An 18,884-nucleotide genomic window follows, 5' to 3' on the forward strand; every position below is an offset into this window, starting at 1 on the left:
GAAGGGCGCCGGCTGCGGGTTGGATGGGACTGGGAAGGACCATCCGCGGCGACTTCTGACCACCGATTCGCTTCGCGGAGAGTTCCACCATGATTTCGCTGTCCCGCCGCCGCTTCCTGCAAGGGGCCAGCGCGATGCCGTTGGCCGCATGGCTTTCGAACAACGCGTTCGCCCAATCCATGTCGCTCGTGCGTTACGACATCGCCTCGCCGCAGGGCCTGGACATGTTGACCACGTATGCCAACGCGATGCGCACGATGCTCGCGCGTCCCGAAACCGATCCGACCAGCTGGCTCTGGCAGTGGTACACCCACTTCGTCAGCGGCGCGACAACGAAGGCCGCCGAACAGGCGCGCATCTTCGGCACCACCGTCACGCCGCAGAGCATGCTCGCCAACGAGATGTGGAATACCTGCCAGTCGCACGCCGGGCAGAACACCAATCACTTCCTGCCCTGGCATCGGATGTTCGTGTTCTTCTTCGAACAGATCATCCGCGAAGTCAGCGGCCGGCCGGACTTCACCCTCCCCTATTGGGATTACACCTCCGCCGATCCGCTCAAGCGCGGCATCGTGCCGCTGCAGTTCCGGCTGCCGAACGACCCGGTGTTCAACGTGCTGTATCGCTCCAATCGGACTTCGCTCGCCAACACCGGCCAGCGCATCGACAAGACGCAGCCCACCGACCAGATGGACATCAGCGCGACCATGGCCTGCGCGGCCTACAGCACGGTCGGCACGGTGCTGGGCTTCTGCCGCTCGATCGACTCCAACATCCACGGCCGCATCCACGTGCTCGTGGGCACCGCCTCGAACATGGGCGCCGTGCCGTACGCGGCGCGCGACCCGTTGTTCTGGGTGCACCACTCCACCATCGACCGCATGTGGGCGAGTTGGAATGCGAACTACGCCGGCGTGAATCCGCTTTCGACGTGGGGCAACACGCAGTTCGTGTTCGCCGACCGCTTCGGCCAGCGCGTGACGGGCAAGTTGAAGGACTTCTTCGACACCAACCTGCTCGGTTACGGCTACGACTCGCTGATCGCACCGCCGCCTCCGCCTCCGCCGCCGCCGCAACAGCAGCAGACGACGAAGAAAAAGAAGACGCTCACCACGGTGCAGCGCGTCGCCGCCCTCATGGCGAGCACGCCCGAACGCGTTGCCTCTTCGAGCACGATGGCCGAGCTCGGCGCGACCAACACCCACGTGAACGTCCAGCGCCTGACGGCAGCCAAGCAGGTCTCGCCGGTCCTGGGCCTGGTGCCCGCCACCGCGCCGCAACGCACTTACCTGGTGTTGAAGAACCTGCATACGTGGAAGCAGCCGGAAGTGCTCTACCACGTGTATCTCGGCCCGGCGAAGGGTGCGCAATCCAACGTTCCGCTGAACAAGAACACCTACGTCGGTGCGATCAACTTCTTCGACGCTGAATTCCACGATCACGGCGGTCACGGCGCGAAGCTGGACACCGCACTGGGCGAGAACTTCTTCAGCTTCGACGTGACCGAACTGCTGCGCCGTTTCGAACGCAGTGGCGCGGTTTCGCGCGACAGCCTGCAAGTGACCTTCGTGCCGGGCGGCAAGCCCAGCGCGGGCGCCGGCAGCATGGTCGCGAGCATCGAGCTGGTGCGCCAGTAAGGCGCGAAACGCCGCGCGCCTGGGGACGGGCGCGCGGCGAAGGGTTGTTGGGGGGTTGTATTTCGCGTTCCGCAAGAGCCGCTTACACCCTGCCATCACCCGTGCGGGGGGCATGCTCGCCCCCATCGCGGCAGGGGGTGCGAGCGCCACTGCTGCATGTGAATTTGCAGGAGTGGCAAGTATGAGCGACATCACCCGACGCAATCTGATCAAGGCCATGGCGGCCACGCCGTTGGTCTTCGGCTTCGCGCGCAATGCACGCGCGGCAACGCTGCTGCGCTGCGACCTGTCCACGCCCGGCGGCCTGGACATGCTGGCGACCTACGCCAACGGCATCCGCCTGATGCAGGCGATGACGCCCGACAATCCGTGCAGCTGGATGTGGCAGTGGTACACCCACTTCGTCGACGGCGCGACGGTCAAGACCGACGAAATCACGCGCGTGTGGGGCGATACCGTCACGCCGCAGCGCACGCTCGCCGAGGAAGTCTGGAACACCTGCCAGTCGCACTCCGGCCAGAGTTCGAACTTCTTCCTGCCCTGGCATCGCTACTACGTCTACATGCTCGAACGCATGATCCGCGTGGTCACCGGGCGCACCGATTTCACGATGCCGTACTGGAATTACACCTCGGCCGATCCGGCGCAGCGCGGCGTGGTGCCGGCGCAGTTCCGCATGCCCGACGACCCCGTGTTCGGCGTGTTGTATCGCCCGAACCGCGTCTCGCGCGCGAACAGCGGCCTGCCCATCCACGCCCTGCAGCCCGGCGATGCGATGAACATCGACGAGGCGATGTCGAAGACGAACTACAGCACCGTCGGCAGCGTGACCGGCTTCGGCCGCACGATCGATTCGACCATCCACGGCCGCATCCACACGCTGGTGGGCAACACGCGCGGCATGGGCGCGGTGCCGTATGCGGGCAACGATCCGCTGTTCTTCGTCCACCACGCCAACATCGATCGCATGTGGGCCAGCTGGAACAAGAACGGCAACAAGAATCCGACCGACGCGGTCGCCAATCCCTGGATCAATACCGCCTTCACGCTCGCCGACGAACGCGGCCTGCGCCAGCAGCGCAGCGCCAAGAATCTGTTCAGCGCGCTGCAACTGGGCTACGACTACGACGCGTTCTTCCCGCGTCCGCCCGCCGCTCCGACGACACCGCCGCCCGCGACGCTCGCCGCCAAGGGCGTGGCCGGTGCGCAGAAGGTCGCCTCCGCGGTGAACATGGTGAACCTGGGCAATGCGGCGACGACCGTGAAGCTCGCGCGCGAGCCGAACGCGAAGGCCACCGCGATGCTCGGCCTCGACGCCGACGCGCGCCACACCTACCTGGTGCTTCGCAAGCTGCATGCGTGGAAGCAACCGGGCGTGCTCTATCACGTCTATCTGTGCGAGTCGCCGAACGTGGCGCCCGCCGCGCGCAACTACGTGGGCAACATCAACTTCTTCGACGCCGAGTTCCACGAACACGGCGGCGGCAGCAAGCTGGATACCGCGCTGGGCGACAACTTCTACAGCTTCGATGTCACGCCGCTGCTTGCGGGGCTGGCGAAGACCAACCGTTCGAGCTCGACGCGCGACATGCTGTTCGTGAAGCTCGTGCCCGGTGGCGTTCCCGAGAAGGGCGCCGATGCGATGGTCGCCCAGGTCGATCTGATCCGGCAGTAATCTGCCGGATCCAAACCGGGATCAGTTCGTCATCCGATCCCAGAAGCCCTTCACGCCATCGATGAAGGTGCTCGACTTCGGCGAATGCTTGCGTGCGCCATCGCCGACGAAGGTCGCTTCGAACTTCTCGAGGATTTCGCGCTGTTCGGCCGTGAGGTTGACGGGCGTTTCGACGACCGCCTTGCAGTACAGATCGCCGGGTGCGCGGCTGCGCACCGAGCGCACGCCGCGGTCGCGCAGGCGGAAGACTTTCCCGGTCTGCGTCTCGGCGGGGACGCGCAGTTCCAGGTCGCCATGCAGCGTGGGCACGCGGATCGTGTCGCCCAACGCGGCCTGCGAAATGCGCAAGGGGATGTCGCAGTGCAGGTCGTCGCCGTCGCGTTCGAAGATCGGGTGCGGACGCACGCGCACTTCGACGAACAGATCGCCCGGCGGCGTGCCGGCCGGGCCGGCTTCGCCTTCGCCCTGCAGGCGGATGCGGTCGCCGTTGTCGACGCCCGCGGGGATCTTCACCGACAGGACCTTTTCTTCCTCCAGGCGCCCCTGCCCCATGCACGGCTTGCACGGATTGGGGATCGTCTTGCCGCGACCGGCGCAGTGCGGGCAGGTCTGCTGCATCTGGAAGATGCCGCGCTGCATGCGCACCTGGCCGCGACCGTGGCAGGTCTTGCAGTCTTCGAGGATGCCGTCGTTGGAGCCGGTGCCCGCGCAGTGGTGGCAAGAGACCAGCGTCGGCACTTCGATGCGTTTTTCCAGACCTGAAACGGCTTCTTCCAGGTCCAGCTCCATCACGTAGCCGATGTCGGCGCCGCGACGTGGACCGCCGCGCGCACCGCCACCGCCGAAGATGTTGCCGAAGATGTCGCCGAAGATATCGCCCATGTCGGCGTACCCGGCACCGCCGGGCCCGCCGCCACCGCCCATGCCGTGTTCGAACGCGGCATGGCCGTGCTGGTCGTAGAGCCGGCGCTTGGCCGGCTCGGACAACACCTCATAGGCTTCCTTGCATTCCTTGAACGCGGCTTCCGCGGCGTGGTCGCCGGGGTTGCGGTCCGGGTGATGCTTCATCGCGCAGCGGCGATAGGCCTTCTTCAGGTCATCGTCGCTGGCGTCCCGGGCAACGCCGAGGACTTCGTAGTAGTCGCGTTTCATCCGTCGGTTACTTCTTGTCGTCCTTGACCTCGGTGAATTCGGCATCGACGACGTCGTCGCCCGCCGCGCCACCACCCTGCGGGCCGCCGGCGTCGCCGCCGCCCTGCCCGGCCGAAGCCGCCGCCGCGATCGCCTGCGCCGCTTCTTCCAGCGCACGCGTCTTGGCTTCGATCTGGCCCTTGTCGTCGCCCTTCATCGCCGTTTCCAGGTCCGACAGCGCGCCTTCGACGCGACCGATCACATCGCCGCCGACCTTGCTGCCGTGCTCGGTGATCGCGCTGCGTACCGAGTGGATCAGCGCGTCGGCCTGGTTGCGGGCCTGCACGAGCTCATGGAACTTCTTGTCGTCTTCGCGATGCGCTTCGGCGTCCTGCACCATCCGCTGGATTTCTTCGTCCGACAGGCCCGAACCGGCCTTGATCTCGACCTTCTGCTCCTTGCCCGTCTTCTTGTCCTTGGCGTGCACGTGCAGGATGCCGTTGGCGTCGATGTCGAAGGACACTTCGATCTGCGGCATGCCGCGCGGCGCGGCGTCGATACCGGCCAGGTCGAAGCGCGCGAGCGACTTGTTGTAGCGCGCCTGTTCGCGTTCGCCCTGCAGCACGTGCACCGTCACCGCGGACTGGTTGTCCTCGGCGGTGGAGAAGGTCTGCGAGGCCTTGGTCGGGATCGTGGTGTTCTTCTCGATGATCTTGGTGAACACGCCGCCGAGGGTTTCGATGCCCAGGCTGAGCGGGGTCACGTCGAGCAGCAGCACGTCCTTGACGTCGCCGGCGAGCACGCCGCCCTGGATCGCCGCGCCGAGCGCGACGGCTTCATCGGGGTTGACGTCCTTGCGCGGTTCCTTGCCGAAGAACTCGCCCACCATCGCCTGCACCTTCGGCATGCGGGTCTGGCCGCCGACGAGGATGACTTCGCTGATTTCGCTGGCGCGCAGGCCGGCGTCGTTCAACGCGATGCGGCACGGTTCGATCGTCTTCTTGACCAGGTCGTCGACCAGCGCTTCGAGCTTGGCGCGCGTGAGCTTGATGTTCAGGTGCTTGGGACCGGAGGCATCGGCGGTGACGTAAGGCAGGTTCACTTCGGTCTGCTGCGCGGAGGACAACTCGATCTTCGCGCGCTCGGCGGCGTCCTTCAGGCGCTGAAGCGCGAGCGGATCCTTGCGCAGGTCGATGCCCTGGTCCTTGAGGAATTCCTCGACGAGGTAATCGATGACGCGCTTGTCGAAGTCTTCGCCGCCCAGGAACGTATCGCCGTTGGTCGAGAGCACTTCGACCTGCATCTCGCCGTCGACCGACGCGATCTCGATGATCGAGACGTCGAACGTACCGCCGCCCAGGTCGTACACGGCCACCTTGCGGTCGCCGCCCTTCTTGTCCATGCCGTAGGCCAGCGCGGCCGCGGTCGGCTCGTTGATGATGCGCTTGACCTCCAGGCCCGCGATGCGGCCGGCGTCCTTGGTCGCCTGGCGCTGGCTGTCGTTGAAGTAGGCCGGCACCGTGATGACCGCTTCGGTCACCGTCTCGCCGAGATAGGCCTCGGCGGTCTTCTTCATCTTCTCCAGCACGCGCGCGGACACTTCCTGCGGCGAGAGCTTCTTGCCGTCGGCGGTGGCGACCCACGCATCGCCGTTGTCGTGCTCGGTGATCGCGTAGGACACCAGGCCGATGTCCTTCTGGACTTCGGCATCCTTGAACTTGCGGCCGATCAGGCGCTTGACCGCGAAGAAGGTGTTCTTGGGGTTGGTGACCGCCTGGCGCTTGGCCGAGGCGCCGACCAGGACTTCGCCGTCCTTGGTGTAGGCCACGGTGGATGGCGTGGTGCGATCGCCCTCGCTGTTCTCGATGACGCGCGCCTTGCCGCCTTCCATGATCGCCACGCACGAGTTCGTCGTGCCCAGGTCGATGCCGATGATCTTGCCCATGTTGTCTCCCTCCGAAACTATGAATTTTTGTCGGCGCGGTGCGCCGGAATGACTGAGAAGTAAGGTTCCACGCGGCCGCTTCAAGAGGCCGCGGGATGAATCGTTCAGTCGTGCTTCGCCACGACCACCAGTGCCGGGCGCAACAGGCGCTCGTTCAGCACGTAGCCCTTCTGGAAGACCTGCACGACGCTGCCGGGGGGCAGCGCGCCCGCCTCGACCATGCTCATCGCCTGGTGGCGATCCGGGTCGAAGCTTTCCCCCGGATGCGGGGCCACTTCGAGCAGGCCGTTGGACTCGGCGATGCGGTGCAACTGGCGGAGCGTGAGCTCCATGCCTTCGCGCAGCGGGTCGGCCCGTTCGGCCGCCGCCAGGCCCGCTTCCATGCTGTCGAACAGCGGCAGCAGTTCGGAAAGCAGGCGTTCGTTGGCGAACTTGCGCGCCATCTCCACGTCGCGGGCGAGGCGCTTGCGCTGGTTGTCGAGGTCGGCGCGCTCGCGCAGTTGCTCGGCGCGCAGTTGTTCGATTTCGCCTCGGAGGGCTTCGATCTGGTCGTGCGATGCGTCTTCGCCGTCGAGGGCGGCGTCGGCATCCTGGGGTTCCTGGATCATGCGAATCGGTCCGTTCGGCGGCGTCCTCGCCACCCGTGGTCTCAGCGATGCGGCCGGACCGACCGGCTTTCAAGCCCCGGGGGCGACTATCCGCCCGAGTTCGACTCCAGCGCCTTGCCCAGCACCCCCGCGGCCGCCTGGACCACCGGGATCACGCGGTCGTAGGCCATGCGCGTAGGCCCGATCACGCCCAGCACGCCCAGGACGCGGCCCCCGGCGGCATAGGGCGCGGTGACCAGCGAGACCGACTCCAGCGGCGCGACCCCGCTCTCCTCGCCGATGAACACGCGCACGCCCGGCGCGCGCGCGGTGCGTTCGAGCAACTGCAGGATCTCGCGCTTGCGGGAGAAGGCCTCGAACAGATCGCGCAGGCGGTCCAGGTCCGACAGGTCCTGCACGCCCATCAGGCGCGTCTGGCCGGCGAGCACCACGTCGTCGCCCAGGTCCGGCGCGAGCGCCTGTTCGGCCAGCTCGACCGTGTGCGCCATCAGGGTTTCCATTTCCATGCGCGCCGCGCGCAATTCATGCACGAGCGTTGCGCGGATGTCCTGCAGCGGGCGGCCGGCGAAATGCTGGTTCAGGTAATTGGCGACGCGTTCGAGTTCGCTGGCGTCCCATGTCCGTCGCGTGTGCAGGATGCGGTTCTGCACGTCGTTGTCGGCGAACACCACGATGGCGAGCACGCGATTGGCGTCGAGCGCGACGAAGTCGATGTGGCGGAAGGCGAACTGCTCGCGCCGCGGCACGCCGACCACGCCGACGAAATGCGTCATCGCCGACAACAGTTCCGATGCGCTGCCCAGCAGCGCCTGCGTCCCCGACCCCACCGGCAACTCCTGTCGCAGGCGCACCAGCTCCCCTTCGGGCAGCGGCTTGACCTGCACCAGCGAGTCGACGAACACGCGGTAACCCTGCGTGGTCGGGATGCGGCCGGCGGAGGTGTGCGGCGAGGTCAGCAGGCCGCCTTCTTCCAGGTCGGCGAGGATGTTGCGGATCGTGGCCGGGCTGATGTCCAGGCCCGCGTGGCGCGCCAGGGTTTGCGAACCGACCGGCTCGCCGTCGCGGATGTAGCGCGCGATCAGGGTGCGCAGCAACTGGCGTGCGCGCGGATCGAGGTCGACATCGGAGGGACGGGAGGCCATGCGGTCGGTATAAGCCCGCCGCGCAGGCCGCGCAACCGGCAATCTCTTCGGGCGAGACGAAAGACCGTTTACGCTAACGCCATGCTCACGCACCTCGCCATCCAGGACTTCGCGGTCGTCCGCGCCGCCGAACTCGATTTCGGCCCAGGCCTCACCGTGATTTCCGGCGAAACCGGCGCCGGCAAATCCCTGCTCGTCGACGCGCTCGGTTTCCTCTCCGGCGCACGCGCCGACGCCGGCGTGGTCCGGCACGGGGCGCAGCGCGCCGAATTGATCGCTGTTTTCTCACTCGACGATGCCCCCGACGCCGCCGCGTGGTTGCGCGAACAGGAACTCGACGACGACGGACAGGCCTGCCAACTGCGTCGCACCTTGCGCGCCGATGGCGGCTCGAAGGCGTGGATCAACGGGCGCCCGGCGACGATCGCGCAATTGGGCGAACTGGCGGGCTTGCTCGTCGAAATCCACGGGCAACACGAACACCAGGCGCTGATGTCGCGCGGCAGCCAGCTCGCGCTGCTCGACGCCTTCGGGCGCAACGAGGGCAAGCTGTCCGCTGTCCAGGCCGCGGCGCGCAAGTGGACCGCCCTGGTGCGCGAACGCGACGCCCTGTCGCAGCGCGGGGATCCGGGCGATCGCATCAACTTCCTCGAACACCAGCTCGCCGAATTGCGTCGCGACGCGATCGAACCCGACGCATTCGCCGAGTTGATCGCCTCGCACAAACGCCACGCGCACGCCGCCGGCCTGATCGCCGCCTGCGACGGCGCTGGTGCGCGCCTCGGCGGCGACGACGGCCCCTCGCTCGGTCGTCAGCTACAGCAGGTGCGCAACGAACTGGCGCGCCAGGCCGAACACGAACCGCGCCTTTCCGAAATCGACGCGATGCTCGAGATCGCCGCCATCCAGATCGACGAAGCGGCTTCCCTGCTCGAACGCGTGCGCGCCGACCTCGAAATCGACCCCGCGGCCTTCGACACGCTCGATCGCAAACTCGTGCAGTTGCACGACCTGGCGCGCAAGCACCGCGTCGCGCCCGAGGCCCTGGCGTCGCAACGCGATGCGATCGAAGCCGAAGTCGCCGCGCTGCAAGGTTCGGAAGAACGCGTGCGCGCGCTCGATGGCGAGATCGAAAGCGCGCGTGCCGCGTGGCAAACCGCCGCGACCACACTGACCAAGGCGCGCACCAAGGCCGCCGATGCGCTGTCGAAAGCGACCACCACGCTCATCGGCGAACTGGGCATGGGCGGTGGCGGCTTTTCCGTCGCGATCGAACCCAACGCGGCCGCCGATCCGGATCCGCAAGGCGCCGAGCGCGTCGAATTCCTCGTCGCCGCCAATCCCGGGCAACCGGCGCGCGCGCTGCGCAAGGTCGCCTCGGGCGGCGAACTCTCGCGCATCTCGCTCGCCATCGAAGTCGCCGCACTGGGCCTGGACGCGGTGCCGACGATGGTCTTCGACGAAGTGGATTCGGGCATCGGCGGCGCCGTGGCCGACATCGTGGGCCAGAAATTGCGCGCCCTGGGCGGCAAGCGCCAGGCGCTGTGCGTGACCCACCTGCCCCAGGTCGCGGCCCAGGGCCATGCGCACTACCGCGTCAGCAAGGCCGCCAGCGAAGGCATGACCCAGAGCGCGGTGCGCAAACTGGAAGCGCTTGATCGCGAAGAAGAACTCGCCCGCATGCTGGGCGGCGTGGAAGTGAGCACCGAAGCGCGGGCGGCGGCCCGCAGGTTGCTGGCGGACGCGAACTGACGGTTACGTGCGCTTCTTGCGCACGTAAAGCACCAATGCGTGCTCTTCGATCTCGTAGCCGTGTTTGGCCGCGACCTGCTTCTGCAGCTCCTCGATCTCGGCGCTCTGGAACTCGATGACCTTGCCGGTATCGATGTCGACCATGTGGTCGTGGTGTTCCCCACGATCCAGCTCGTAGACCGCGTGGCCGCCCTCGAAGTTGTGCTTCAGGACCAGGCCGGCGGACTCGAACTGGGTGAGCACGCGGTACACCGTGGCCAGCCCGATTTCGTCCCCGTGCTCCAGCAACTGGCGGTAGATGTCCTCCGCCGTCATGTGCCGGGGGCGGGTCTGTTCCAACAGCTCGAGGATCCGCATCCGCGGATGCGTGACCTTGAGCCCGGCCTTGCGGAGATCCTGCTGTTCCATGGCGGCGGAGTGTATCATCGGCCCTCCCCGCGCCAGCCCAGACCACCGAATGCGCAAGCTGCTCATCGCCCTGTCCCTCGCCGCCCTCACCTCGGGCTGCGGCATGCTCTATCGCACGCCGATCTACCAGGGCAACCTGCTGGAGAAGACCAACGTCGAGCAACTCCAGCAGGGCATGGACAAGCGCCAGGTGATGAACCTGCTCGGCTCGCCGTCGGTCGCCGATCCCTTCCACCATGATCGGTGGGATTACGTGGCCACGCAGCGCACCGGCCGCGTCGGCCCCGCCGAACGCAAGACCCTGACGCTGTGGTTCGAGAACGACCAGCTCGCCAAGTGGGACGGCGAATACTTCGGCGAGCAGGACGAACAGCTCGCCAAACAGATGCACGACCACTACGGCAACCTGCCGGTCGACAAGAAAAAGAAGAAGCAGGGTCGCTAAGCGCCGTCCTGTTTCGGGCGCGCGGCGCGTCGCCGGCGCGCGTCCTTCGGGTCCGCCACCAGCGGACGCAATAATTCGATCCGGTCCCCGTCGCGCAGCACCGCCTGCGGTGTCGTCCGCACGCCGTGCAAGGCCAAACCGTCGATCCCGCGCGATTCCAGCGTCTGCGGCGTGAGCCCCGCCGACGCCAGCGCCTGTGCCACCGTGGCGCCGATCGGCACGGTCACCTGCCAGGACTCGAAGGCCCGCGGCACCGCCAGCACGATGTCCACGCGCACGCGCCTACTCCGCGCCGCGGTCGGCCGCGCGCACGAAATCGTCGACCATGCGGTCGGCGAGCCCCTGGAAGCCCAGCGCGAAGGCCGGCCCGAGCAACTTGTTCTTCGGTTCGAAGTCGAGCGTCAGGGTGACCTTGCACGCGCTTTCGTCGAGCGCATGGAACTGCCAGCGCCCGTGCAGCTTCTTGAACGGCCCGTCCTTCAGGTGCATGTCGATGTGGTGCGGCGGCGCGAGCGTGTTCTCGGTGGTGAACCACGTGCGCAGCGAGCCCAGCCCCAGGTCCAGCCGCGCGACCACGCGCTTGTCGTCCTTTTCCAGCACCTGCGCCGCCTCGCACCAGTCGAACCGGCGCGGGTACGCCGCCACGTCGTTCACCAGCCCGAACATGCGGGCGGCGGAGTGTTCGACGAGGGCGCTGCGCTGGATCGTGGGCATTTGCACTTCAGTTCGCCTGCGCGGGCCGCTTCGGCGAGAATGGGCGGATGAACAAGAAAGTGGCCAAGGATAAGGGAAAGCCGGCGTCCGGCGCGGGCAAGGCGCCCACGCAGAAGACCATCGCCCTGAACAAGCGGGCGAAACACGAGTACCACTTCGAAGAGAAGGTCGAGGCCGGCATCGCCCTGCAGGGCTGGGAGCTGAAGGCCATCCGTGCCGGGCGCTCCAATATCGGCGAGGCCTACGCGATCGTGAAGGACGGCGAGCTGTACCTGTTCGGCGCGCAGATCACGCCGCTGATCTCGGCCTCCACGCACGTGATCGCCGACGCCCATCGCACGCGCAAGCTGCTCCTGCATCGCCGCGAAATCGACGAGCTCATCGGACGCGTGCAACGCGACGGTTACACGCTGATTCCCACAGCGATCTACTGGAAGGGCAACAAGGTCAAGGCCGAACTGGCCCTGGCGCGCGGCAAGCAGACGCACGACAAGCGCGAAGCCAGCAAGGAACGCGACTGGAACCGCGAGAAGCAGCGGCTGTTGCGCCGGCACAACAAGAACGCCTGAGCCCTACCCCGGCAACTTCAGCGTAAAGGCGAACACCGCGCCCTTGCCCGCTTCGCCCGTCGCGGTGATCGTGCCGCCGTGGCGCTCGACGATGCGTTTGACCGTCGCAAGGCCGATGCCTTCGCCGGCGAAGTGCGCATCGTCGTGCAGGCGCTGGAACGGGCGGAAGAGTTTGTCGACGTAGGCCTGGTCGAAGCCGACGCCGTTGTCCTGCACGTAGAAGGTTTCGCCGTCGTCGTGTTGCGCGAAGGCGATGAAGGCCTGCTCGCGCTCGCGGGTGAACTTCCACGCATTGCTCAGCAGGTTGGTCAGCAGGCTGCGCACCATCGCCGCATCGGCGGTGGCGACCAGCGTGGGCGCGATGTCGACGGTGACCGGGCGATGCGGGTCGAGCGTGCGCAGGTCGGCGATGATGTCGCCGGCCATGCGCGAGAGGTCGAGGCGTTCGGGCATCAGGTCGCCACGCGCCACGCGCGAAAGTTTGAGCAGGCCTTCGATCAGCTCGCTCATGCGCGCCGCGGCGTTGCGCACGCGTTCGAGATAGCCGCGGCCGGTGTCGTCGAGCACCGGCGCGTAGCGATCTTCCAGCACGCGGCCGAAGCCTTCGATCGCACGCAAGGGCGCGCGCAGGTCGTGCGACACCGAATAGGCGAAGGTTTCCAGTTCGCGATTGGCCTCGCTCAATTCGCGCGTGCGCGTTTCCACGCGCGCTTCCAGGCTGCGATTGAGCGCACGCACCCGCGCCTCGCTGCGCCGCGCGGCCAGGCTCATGCGCGCGGCCAGGCGTTGCGCCCGCAACTCGGTATGCGCGAGCGACCACACGATCCCGAACAACAACAGCGAGGCCAACAAGCCCACGATCAAGGCCGTGCGCAGCGGCACCAACGCCGGTGCCGCCGTCTCCAATGGGCCCGACGCGAACTCGAATTGCCACTGCCGCCCGTAGGCGCGCACCGTGATCGTTTCGTGGAAGGCCGCCGCATCGCCTTCGCGATGCGCCGGATCGGCGTACACCAGGTCGCGGCCGCCATCGGTGATGTCGTACAGGCGGAAGGTGACGGTGCGATTGATCGGCGCGAGCCCGACTTCGACGAATCGCTTCGCGCGGATCGGCGCATACACCCAACCGGTGATCGCACTTTCGCGTTGCACGCCGCTCGGCGGCGCCAGCCCGCCGGGAAACACCGGCACGTACATCAGGAAACCACCGGGCTTCGGATCCAGGTCCTGCACCAGCTTCACGCGCGCGCTCATGCGCGGCATCGCTTCGCGCATCGCCGCGCGCATCGCGGCGCGTCGCGCGGGGTCGGAATACATGTCGAAGCCGACCGCGCTGAGGTTCTCGGCCGTGCGCGGTTCGAGGTAGAGGATGGGCCCGTAACGCTCGCGTTCGCCGCGCGGCCAGATCGTCAGCAGCCCACGGCCGGCATCGCGCGTATCGATCTGCAGGCGCTGCATGCCGTAATGGCTGACATAGGCCGCATAGCCCAGGCCCGTCATCGCGGGAAAGCGCTGCGCCAGGTTGAGCCCGTCGACATAGGCGTGCCATTCGGCGGGACTGGGGCGCGCGACGCTCGCGAACAAGGCGGCGCCCCCGCGGATCGTCAGCTCGTAATTGACCAGCCGCTGCTGCAGCAACTCGACGATTTCGGACGTCGAGCCATGGAACTCGGCCTGCGCCCCGGCCAGCGCGTTCTCGCGCGCGGCACGCCACGCCGTGAGGACCAGCGCCACGGTGGCGATCAGCACGAGCACCGCGAGCGCGAACCCGGCGAAACCGGGCGTGGCACGCGGTGCGTCTGGCGCGGTGGGGGAACGCGGCGCGGACACCATGGCCCCAGCATAAGCGGCAATGAACCCCGGGCGCGTCGAAACCCATCACGCCTTGCCCTGCCCCATATCGCCCCTATACTGGTCGGGTCAGCGTGTTTGATGTCTCCCGGGGGTGCACTGGCTTCGACGGGGGTCGCGAAATCGCTTGGCGCATGCCGAGGGGGTAGCTTTCCTCGTTAATCCAGCTGCAAAAACCTAGACGCGAACGACGACGTCTACGCTCTGGCCGCTTAAGGCCTAGCCCCGAACCCACTTGTGCCTGTGCTCGTGGATGTAGGGTCATCATCACAGGATCGGTTGGAGTGGCGACCCGTCAGCTCTGACTTAACCTAAAGCGGGTGTGTCCTGCGGTGTGCCTCGCACGTCGTGTTGCCGCAGGCCGAGAACGAACGGCGAGCTAAGCATGTAGTGCCGGGGATGGAGTGCCTTCGGACGGGGGTTCAATTCCCCCCACCTCCACCAATTAAACCCCTGATTTATCAGGGGTTTTTCTTTTATTTTGCTGCGAAGTTAGAGGATGTACGGACTCCAGTACGGATGCCGTCAAATTTCAGCTGTCGCATGCGCTCTTCCGTGCGACCGCTATTTCGATTAGCAAGTCCTCGGACCAAGGCGTACTCCGTGCCCAAGAAAGATGGGCTATCAAGTGGAGCCGATTACTTCGTCCTTGGAACGTTGGGAACCTTTCGAGCGACCTCGCACGAGGATGTTAGAGGCGGCGGCGCACTTCGGACTGCACTCGACTAGTAGTTGAGGCAGCGTCACGTTAGATCTGGCCGCCCACGCCTTTGAACTTCTCAACGAAGGCGGCAATCGCTCGGAACACGCTCTGCTTCTTGACTAGATAGTGCGGGTTCAACGGGCTCATCTTGGGCAGGACGGCATTTAGCTCGGTGCCACTTTCGCTTGCGAATTCCCGCTTGAGCGAGGTGGCGATGTAACGCCGGGCTGCCTCGGCATTCAGGTCTTCAGCAGTGATCAACTCCTGTGCTTCACGTCGTTGCTCCGCTTGGGCAAAGCTAAAAAAGGCTTCGATCACACTGGCCTTGTCGCCAATCTGGTCCAAGTCAGTGGCGTTAATGAAATCGACAAGCAGGGTCTCCTTGGCACGGTTGCCTACGCTGGCGCGGATTACTCTGCGAACCTCATCGACCAGGTTGGCTTTGCTCCGATTCTTTTTGTTGTGCTCGAAGATCAGCTCCAAGATGTAATCTAGGTTGATCTCTTGCGACTTGAGCAAGTCGACTTCAAAGACCACGTCATCCCAGTCGATTGTGGATTGACCTTTGTCCGCGGCGGCTTTTTCGCGGCGCAGCCAGTCGCGAATGTCGTTGTAAGTGGACCGATAGTCTTGGAGTTTCCGCTCGGTTGGTAGCTTGATCGCCTGCAGCGCAGCCAAGCTCTCGTCAGTCAAATAATGGCTAGCCTTGAAGCTTTCCACAGCTACGGGATCGCTTATATCTACGTTTTGCAAGGCCTTTAGGCTGGCAAACTCATCATAGTTCTGCAGCACGTTCTCAACGCGTAGGTATTCGCCAAACAGCTTCGCGAAGACCTTCTTGTCGACCTCTTTTTCAATGGCGGCGGGATCGGGGAAACGCTGCTCTAATTCCCTCACCACTTCTACGAAGCCTCGCCGCGCCTCACCAGTCAGCACGTCGGTGAAGCCCTCCATGTACTCCCGGTAGCTCTTCTCTAGGACGACGTTCTTCGTGTTGTTGTCGCCGAACAGGGTGATGGCATCGACGGTCGCCTTCTCCAAGTCTCGGAAGGTGACAATGTTTCCGAAGGTCTTGGTGGCGTCAAAAATGCGGTTTGTACGCGAGTACGCCTGCATCAAACCGTGGAAGCGCAGGTTCTTGTCGACAAACAAAGTGTTGAGCATCGGAGCGTCGAAGCCGGTCAGGAACATACCCACGACGATCAGAAGATCTACCTCCTTAGCCTTCACTTGTTTGGCCAGGTCGCGGTAGTAATTCTGGAATCCGTCGCTGTCCACGCTGAAGTTCGTCTTGAACAGTGAGTTGTAGTCGGCGATGGCCGCGCTTAGGAATTCCTTGGCACTGCTGTTCATAGCCGAAACATCGAAACTTTCGTCCTGAATCTCCCCGATGGCGTCCTGCTCCTCATTGGCAGCGAAGGAGAAGATTGTCGCCACCTTCAAGGGCTTTGCGCTCTCCTTCTGCAGCGTCTTGAACGCCTCGTAATACAGCTTCGCGGCATCAACGCTGCTTACCGCGAACATGGCATTGAAACCGACCGCGCCGGCCTGCAGACGGTGGGTCTTCTGGCGAAAGTTGTTCAAAATGTACCGAGTGACTTCCCGGATGCGGTCGGGATGCAACAAGGCCTGCTTATTTTCGGCGGCGCTGAGCGTTACTTCGTCTTGCTCGGATTCGATAGCCTTGAACTGCGGGCGCACGTCGTTGTAATCCACCTTGAACTTGAGCACCTTTTCATCACGAATGGCATCGGTGATCACGTAAGAATGCAGTTGACGACCAAACACGCTAGCGGTGGTTTCCGCGCCCAAGGCGTTCTTCGGAAATATCGGAGTGCCAGTAAAGCCAAACTGATAAAACTTTTTGAACTTCTTCTTCAGGTTTTTTTGAGCCTCACCGAACTGGCTGCGGTGACACTCATCAAAAATGAAAACGACCTGCTTGCCGTAAATGGGCAGGTCGCCTTCGCTCTTCATCAAATTGTTTAGCTTTTGAATCGTTGTGACGACGATCTTGTTGTCGTCCTTACTCAAGTTGCGCTTAAGACCGGCCGTGCTATCCGAGCCGTTGACGCTATCGGGCGAGAACCGTTGGTATTCCTTCATGGTCTGGTAGTCCAGATCCTTGCGGTCCACCACGAAGAACACCTTGTCGATGAACTCAAGCTCGGTCGCCAGGCGTGCTGCTTTGAAGCTGGTCAGAGTCTTGCCCGAGCCTGTGGTGTGCCAGACGTAGCCGCCACCTTCCGGATTGCTCCAGCTCTTGGCTTCGTGCGCGCTCTTGATCTTCCACAAGATGCGTTCGGTCGCGGCGATCTGGTAGGGCCGCATCACCAGTAGGGTATTGCTGACGTCAAACACCGAGTAGTGCAGCAGCACATTGAGAAAAGTGTGCTTCTGGAAGAATGTCGCCGTGAAGTCTTTCAGGTCTTTGATCAAGCCGTTGTCCGACTTCGCCCAATTCATGGTGAAATCGAAGCTGTTCTTGTCGCGCCTCGTGGTATTTGCGAAGTAACGAGTGTCGGTGCCGTTGGAGATCACGAAGAGCTGCAGAAACTTGTACAACGAGTGATCGCTGTTAAAGCTCTCCTTGCTGTAGCGATGGAGCTGATTGAAGGCCTCGCGGATGGCGACGCCGCGCTTCTTGAGCTCAACCTGCACCAGCGGCAAGCCGTTCACTAGCACCGTCACGTCGTAACGGTTGGCATGACCACCAGTCTGCTCGAACTGCTTGATCACTTGCACCTTGTTGCGAGCGATACGCTTCTTGTCTAGCAGATAGATGTTTTGAATGTGCCCGTCGTCAAAAACAAAGTCATGAATGTAGTCGTCGTGGAGCTTACGTGTCTTCTCGGCAATGCCCTCGCTGGGCCTGTCCAGATAGGTTTCAACAAAGCGCCGCCACTCGCCGTCCGAGAACTGCACTTGGTTGAGTGCCTGCAACTGGACCCGCACATTCGCCAGCAAAGCGTCGGGCGTGTTCAGGGCGGGCAAGAACTCGTAGCCCTGATGGACCAAGTCTTGGATGAACTCGCGTTCTAGAGCGTCTTCGCTCTGATAGCTTTCCGCGGCCTTCCATTCCCGGGTGTACTTGTCCAGAACGATGAAGGTATTCGACTCGGCAATGGACCTGAGGTAATCAGCCATTTAGAACTTCCTGTTGCTGAAGGTAGCCGTAGTTGCCGGTCAAGTGATTAAGCAGAAAGCTGACAATCTGTTTCTCCTGTGGCGTTGGCTCGGTGACCGTGTCATTGGAGAGGGTGCTGTGGCTGGTGAACTGGATAATGCGGTTCAAATAAGTTTGCCGGTCGTCAGGAAGCAGTTCCGACCACCTCTGGTATCCCAGAAAACTTGCAGTCTTTTCGTATAAGTTGCGCAACAGGGTGAAGTGGTAGCGTTGAACATCGTCGGCGGCAATCGCCTCCTCCAGAGCCTTCTTGAGATACAGGTGATAGGAAAAGCTCCTGTTGGAGTCACCATATTTGACATTAAGGAAGTAGGTACCGTCCTCGAGCCGCTCCAGGAGGTAACAGCCTTCTTTCTTGCCACTCGCACTCAGACCGAGCTCGTTGTGGAGCACGTTGTAGAAGAGGGGGTTGTGAGTGGTGATGACAAACTTGAGCTCAGATTCGCTGCTCTTAATCAGCCCAGCGAGATTCACAGCTAGCTCGATCAGGTGGTTGTCGTCCAGCGAGCTAACGGGGTCGTCGATGAAGACATACTGGAGCCGATCGAACTCTCGGGTCTCACGACTCTCTTCCTCAGCGACGTTGAGCGTACTGATGACTTGATCCAGCAGCGCATAGAAGACGCTCCAGATGAAGTTGCTTTCTTCGGCCTTTGAAATCTTGAGGTTGTGAGACCGATTGTCGTCGCCGCGTTCAAGCGAGAAGGTGACCTCGGCCAGGTCCTCGCTAAAATGCGGCATCAGTTTGTCGTTGGCATACCGCTGAAAATATTTGACGATGTTTCCGTCCTGCCCGAGATCCTTGAGCAGCGTGAGCAACCAATCAGTAAATGAGTTGGGCTGGATCTTCAGCTTGGGCTCGGCATCAAGAGCCAAATCGTTGTCCCAATAAAACAGGTCCTCGGTAAAGGCGTTGTAGTACAGAATCTTGCTACGCGTCAGCTCGGGCTGATCTTCCGACTCCCCACTCCCACCCCCCTCGACCCTGGGTGCGATGAGCCGCTTGAATTCACGCGACAGACGCGTTTTTCCGGTGCCGTTAAAAGCATAGATCAGCTGCACCTTCTTATTTGCGTCTTTAACGTGCTGAGAGATGTCGGTCAGCGTCTTCCCCATC

The 18,884-nt window shown here is 63.7% G+C and carries 15 protein-coding genes and 1 other RNA gene; 6 read left to right on the forward strand and 10 right to left on the reverse strand.

All coding sequences use genetic code 11. From position 1 onward, the window contains the following. Positions 1–89: 89 nt before the first annotated feature. Together AB4059_RS02225 and AB4059_RS02230 are read left to right on the forward strand one after the other, a co-directional pair. Entirely contained in the window at positions 90–1,637 is a 1,548-nt protein-coding gene (locus AB4059_RS02225) for a tyrosinase family protein (RefSeq protein WP_498976212.1), read from the forward strand. 181 nt (positions 1,638–1,818) lie between these two features. Next, complete coding sequence (locus AB4059_RS02230; protein ID WP_498976214.1) at positions 1,819–3,312, forward strand: tyrosinase family protein; 1,494 nt, start codon at positions 1,819–1,821, stop codon at positions 3,310–3,312. A 21-nt stretch (positions 3,313–3,333) separates the two neighbouring features. On the opposite strand, the gene dnaJ is transcribed toward AB4059_RS02230, so the two are convergent. The 4 genes from dnaJ to hrcA all read right to left on the reverse strand — a co-directional run bounded on the left by dnaJ (position 3,334) and on the right by hrcA (position 8,138). After that, a complete protein-coding gene (gene dnaJ, locus AB4059_RS02235) occupies positions 3,334–4,464 on the reverse strand; it encodes a molecular chaperone DnaJ (protein WP_498962142.1) in 1,131 nt (376 codons plus the stop codon). A 7-nt stretch (positions 4,465–4,471) separates the two neighbouring features. Then, complete coding sequence (gene dnaK / locus AB4059_RS02240) at positions 4,472–6,388, reverse strand: molecular chaperone DnaK (protein WP_498962140.1); 1,917 nt, start codon at positions 6,386–6,388, stop codon at positions 4,472–4,474. Positions 6,389–6,492: 104 nt separating this feature from the next. Continuing rightward, positions 6,493–6,996, reverse strand: coding sequence for a nucleotide exchange factor GrpE (gene grpE, locus AB4059_RS02245; RefSeq protein WP_498976216.1), 504 nt, complete (start codon positions 6,994–6,996; stop codon positions 6,493–6,495). Positions 6,997–7,082: 86 nt separating this feature from the next. Continuing rightward, complete coding sequence (gene hrcA / locus AB4059_RS02250; RefSeq protein ID WP_498976218.1) at positions 7,083–8,138, reverse strand: heat-inducible transcriptional repressor HrcA; 1,056 nt, start codon at positions 8,136–8,138, stop codon at positions 7,083–7,085. 81 nt (positions 8,139–8,219) lie between these two features. Here hrcA and recN point away from each other — a divergent pair, with 81 nt between their 5' ends. Beyond that, entirely contained in the window at positions 8,220–9,890 is a 1,671-nt protein-coding gene (gene recN / locus AB4059_RS02255; RefSeq protein ID WP_498976220.1) for a DNA repair protein RecN, read from the forward strand. A 3-nt stretch (positions 9,891–9,893) separates the two neighbouring features. Here the strand turns inward: recN and fur are convergent, their stop codons facing one another. Further along, positions 9,894–10,298 (reverse strand): ferric iron uptake transcriptional regulator, encoded by a 405-nt coding sequence (gene fur / locus AB4059_RS02260; protein ID WP_498977802.1) that lies wholly within the window; start codon positions 10,296–10,298, stop codon positions 9,894–9,896. A 49-nt stretch (positions 10,299–10,347) separates the two neighbouring features. On the opposite strand from fur, the gene AB4059_RS02265 reads away from it, so the two are divergent. Further along, on the forward strand, positions 10,348–10,743 hold the full coding sequence (locus tag AB4059_RS02265; RefSeq protein WP_498976222.1) for an outer membrane protein assembly factor BamE: 396 nt from the start codon (positions 10,348–10,350) through the stop codon (positions 10,741–10,743). Here the strand turns inward: AB4059_RS02265 and AB4059_RS02270 are convergent. Beyond that, on the reverse strand, positions 10,740–11,021 hold the full coding sequence (locus AB4059_RS02270) for an RnfH family protein (RefSeq protein WP_498976224.1): 282 nt from the start codon (positions 11,019–11,021) through the stop codon (positions 10,740–10,742). The genes AB4059_RS02265 and AB4059_RS02270 overlap by 4 nt on opposite strands. 4 nt (positions 11,022–11,025) lie before the next feature. Continuing rightward, a complete protein-coding gene (locus AB4059_RS02275; RefSeq protein WP_498976226.1) occupies positions 11,026–11,457 on the reverse strand; it encodes a type II toxin-antitoxin system RatA family toxin in 432 nt (143 codons plus the stop codon). Between the two features lie 47 nt (positions 11,458–11,504). On the opposite strand from AB4059_RS02275, the gene smpB reads away from it, so the two are divergent. Next, the gene (gene smpB / locus AB4059_RS02280) at positions 11,505–12,026 is read left to right on the forward strand and encodes an SsrA-binding protein SmpB (protein WP_498962125.1); all 522 of its coding nucleotides are present in this window, start codon (positions 11,505–11,507) and stop codon (positions 12,024–12,026) included. Positions 12,027–12,029: 3 nt separating this feature from the next. Here the strand turns inward: smpB and AB4059_RS02285 are convergent, their stop codons facing one another. Beyond that, positions 12,030–13,859 (reverse strand): CHASE domain-containing protein, encoded by a 1,830-nt coding sequence (locus AB4059_RS02285; RefSeq protein ID WP_498976228.1) that lies wholly within the window; start codon positions 13,857–13,859, stop codon positions 12,030–12,032. A 108-nt stretch (positions 13,860–13,967) separates the two neighbouring features. Between AB4059_RS02285 and ssrA the strand changes: the two genes are divergently transcribed. Next, positions 13,968–14,321: a transfer-messenger RNA gene (gene ssrA, locus AB4059_RS02290) on the forward strand. Positions 14,322–14,625: 304 nt separating this feature from the next. On the opposite strand, the gene AB4059_RS02295 is transcribed toward ssrA, so the two are convergent. Then, positions 14,626–17,727: a type I restriction endonuclease subunit R gene (locus AB4059_RS02295; protein ID WP_498976230.1), complete on the reverse strand. Its 3,102-nt coding sequence runs from the start codon at positions 17,725–17,727 to the stop codon at positions 14,626–14,628. Then, positions 17,720–18,883 carry an AAA family ATPase gene (locus tag AB4059_RS02300; protein WP_498976232.1) on the reverse strand — a complete coding sequence of 388 codons (1,164 nt, stop codon included), beginning with the start codon at positions 18,881–18,883 and terminating at the stop codon, positions 17,720–17,722. The genes AB4059_RS02295 and AB4059_RS02300 overlap by 8 nt, the downstream gene beginning before the upstream one ends. Position 18,884: the final 1 nt, after the last annotated feature.

Origin of the sequence: Lysobacter sp. 2RAF19 (assembly GCF_052115395.1) — a bacterium.
In the GTDB taxonomy this organism is placed as follows: Bacteria; Pseudomonadota; Gammaproteobacteria; order Xanthomonadales; family Xanthomonadaceae; genus Noviluteimonas.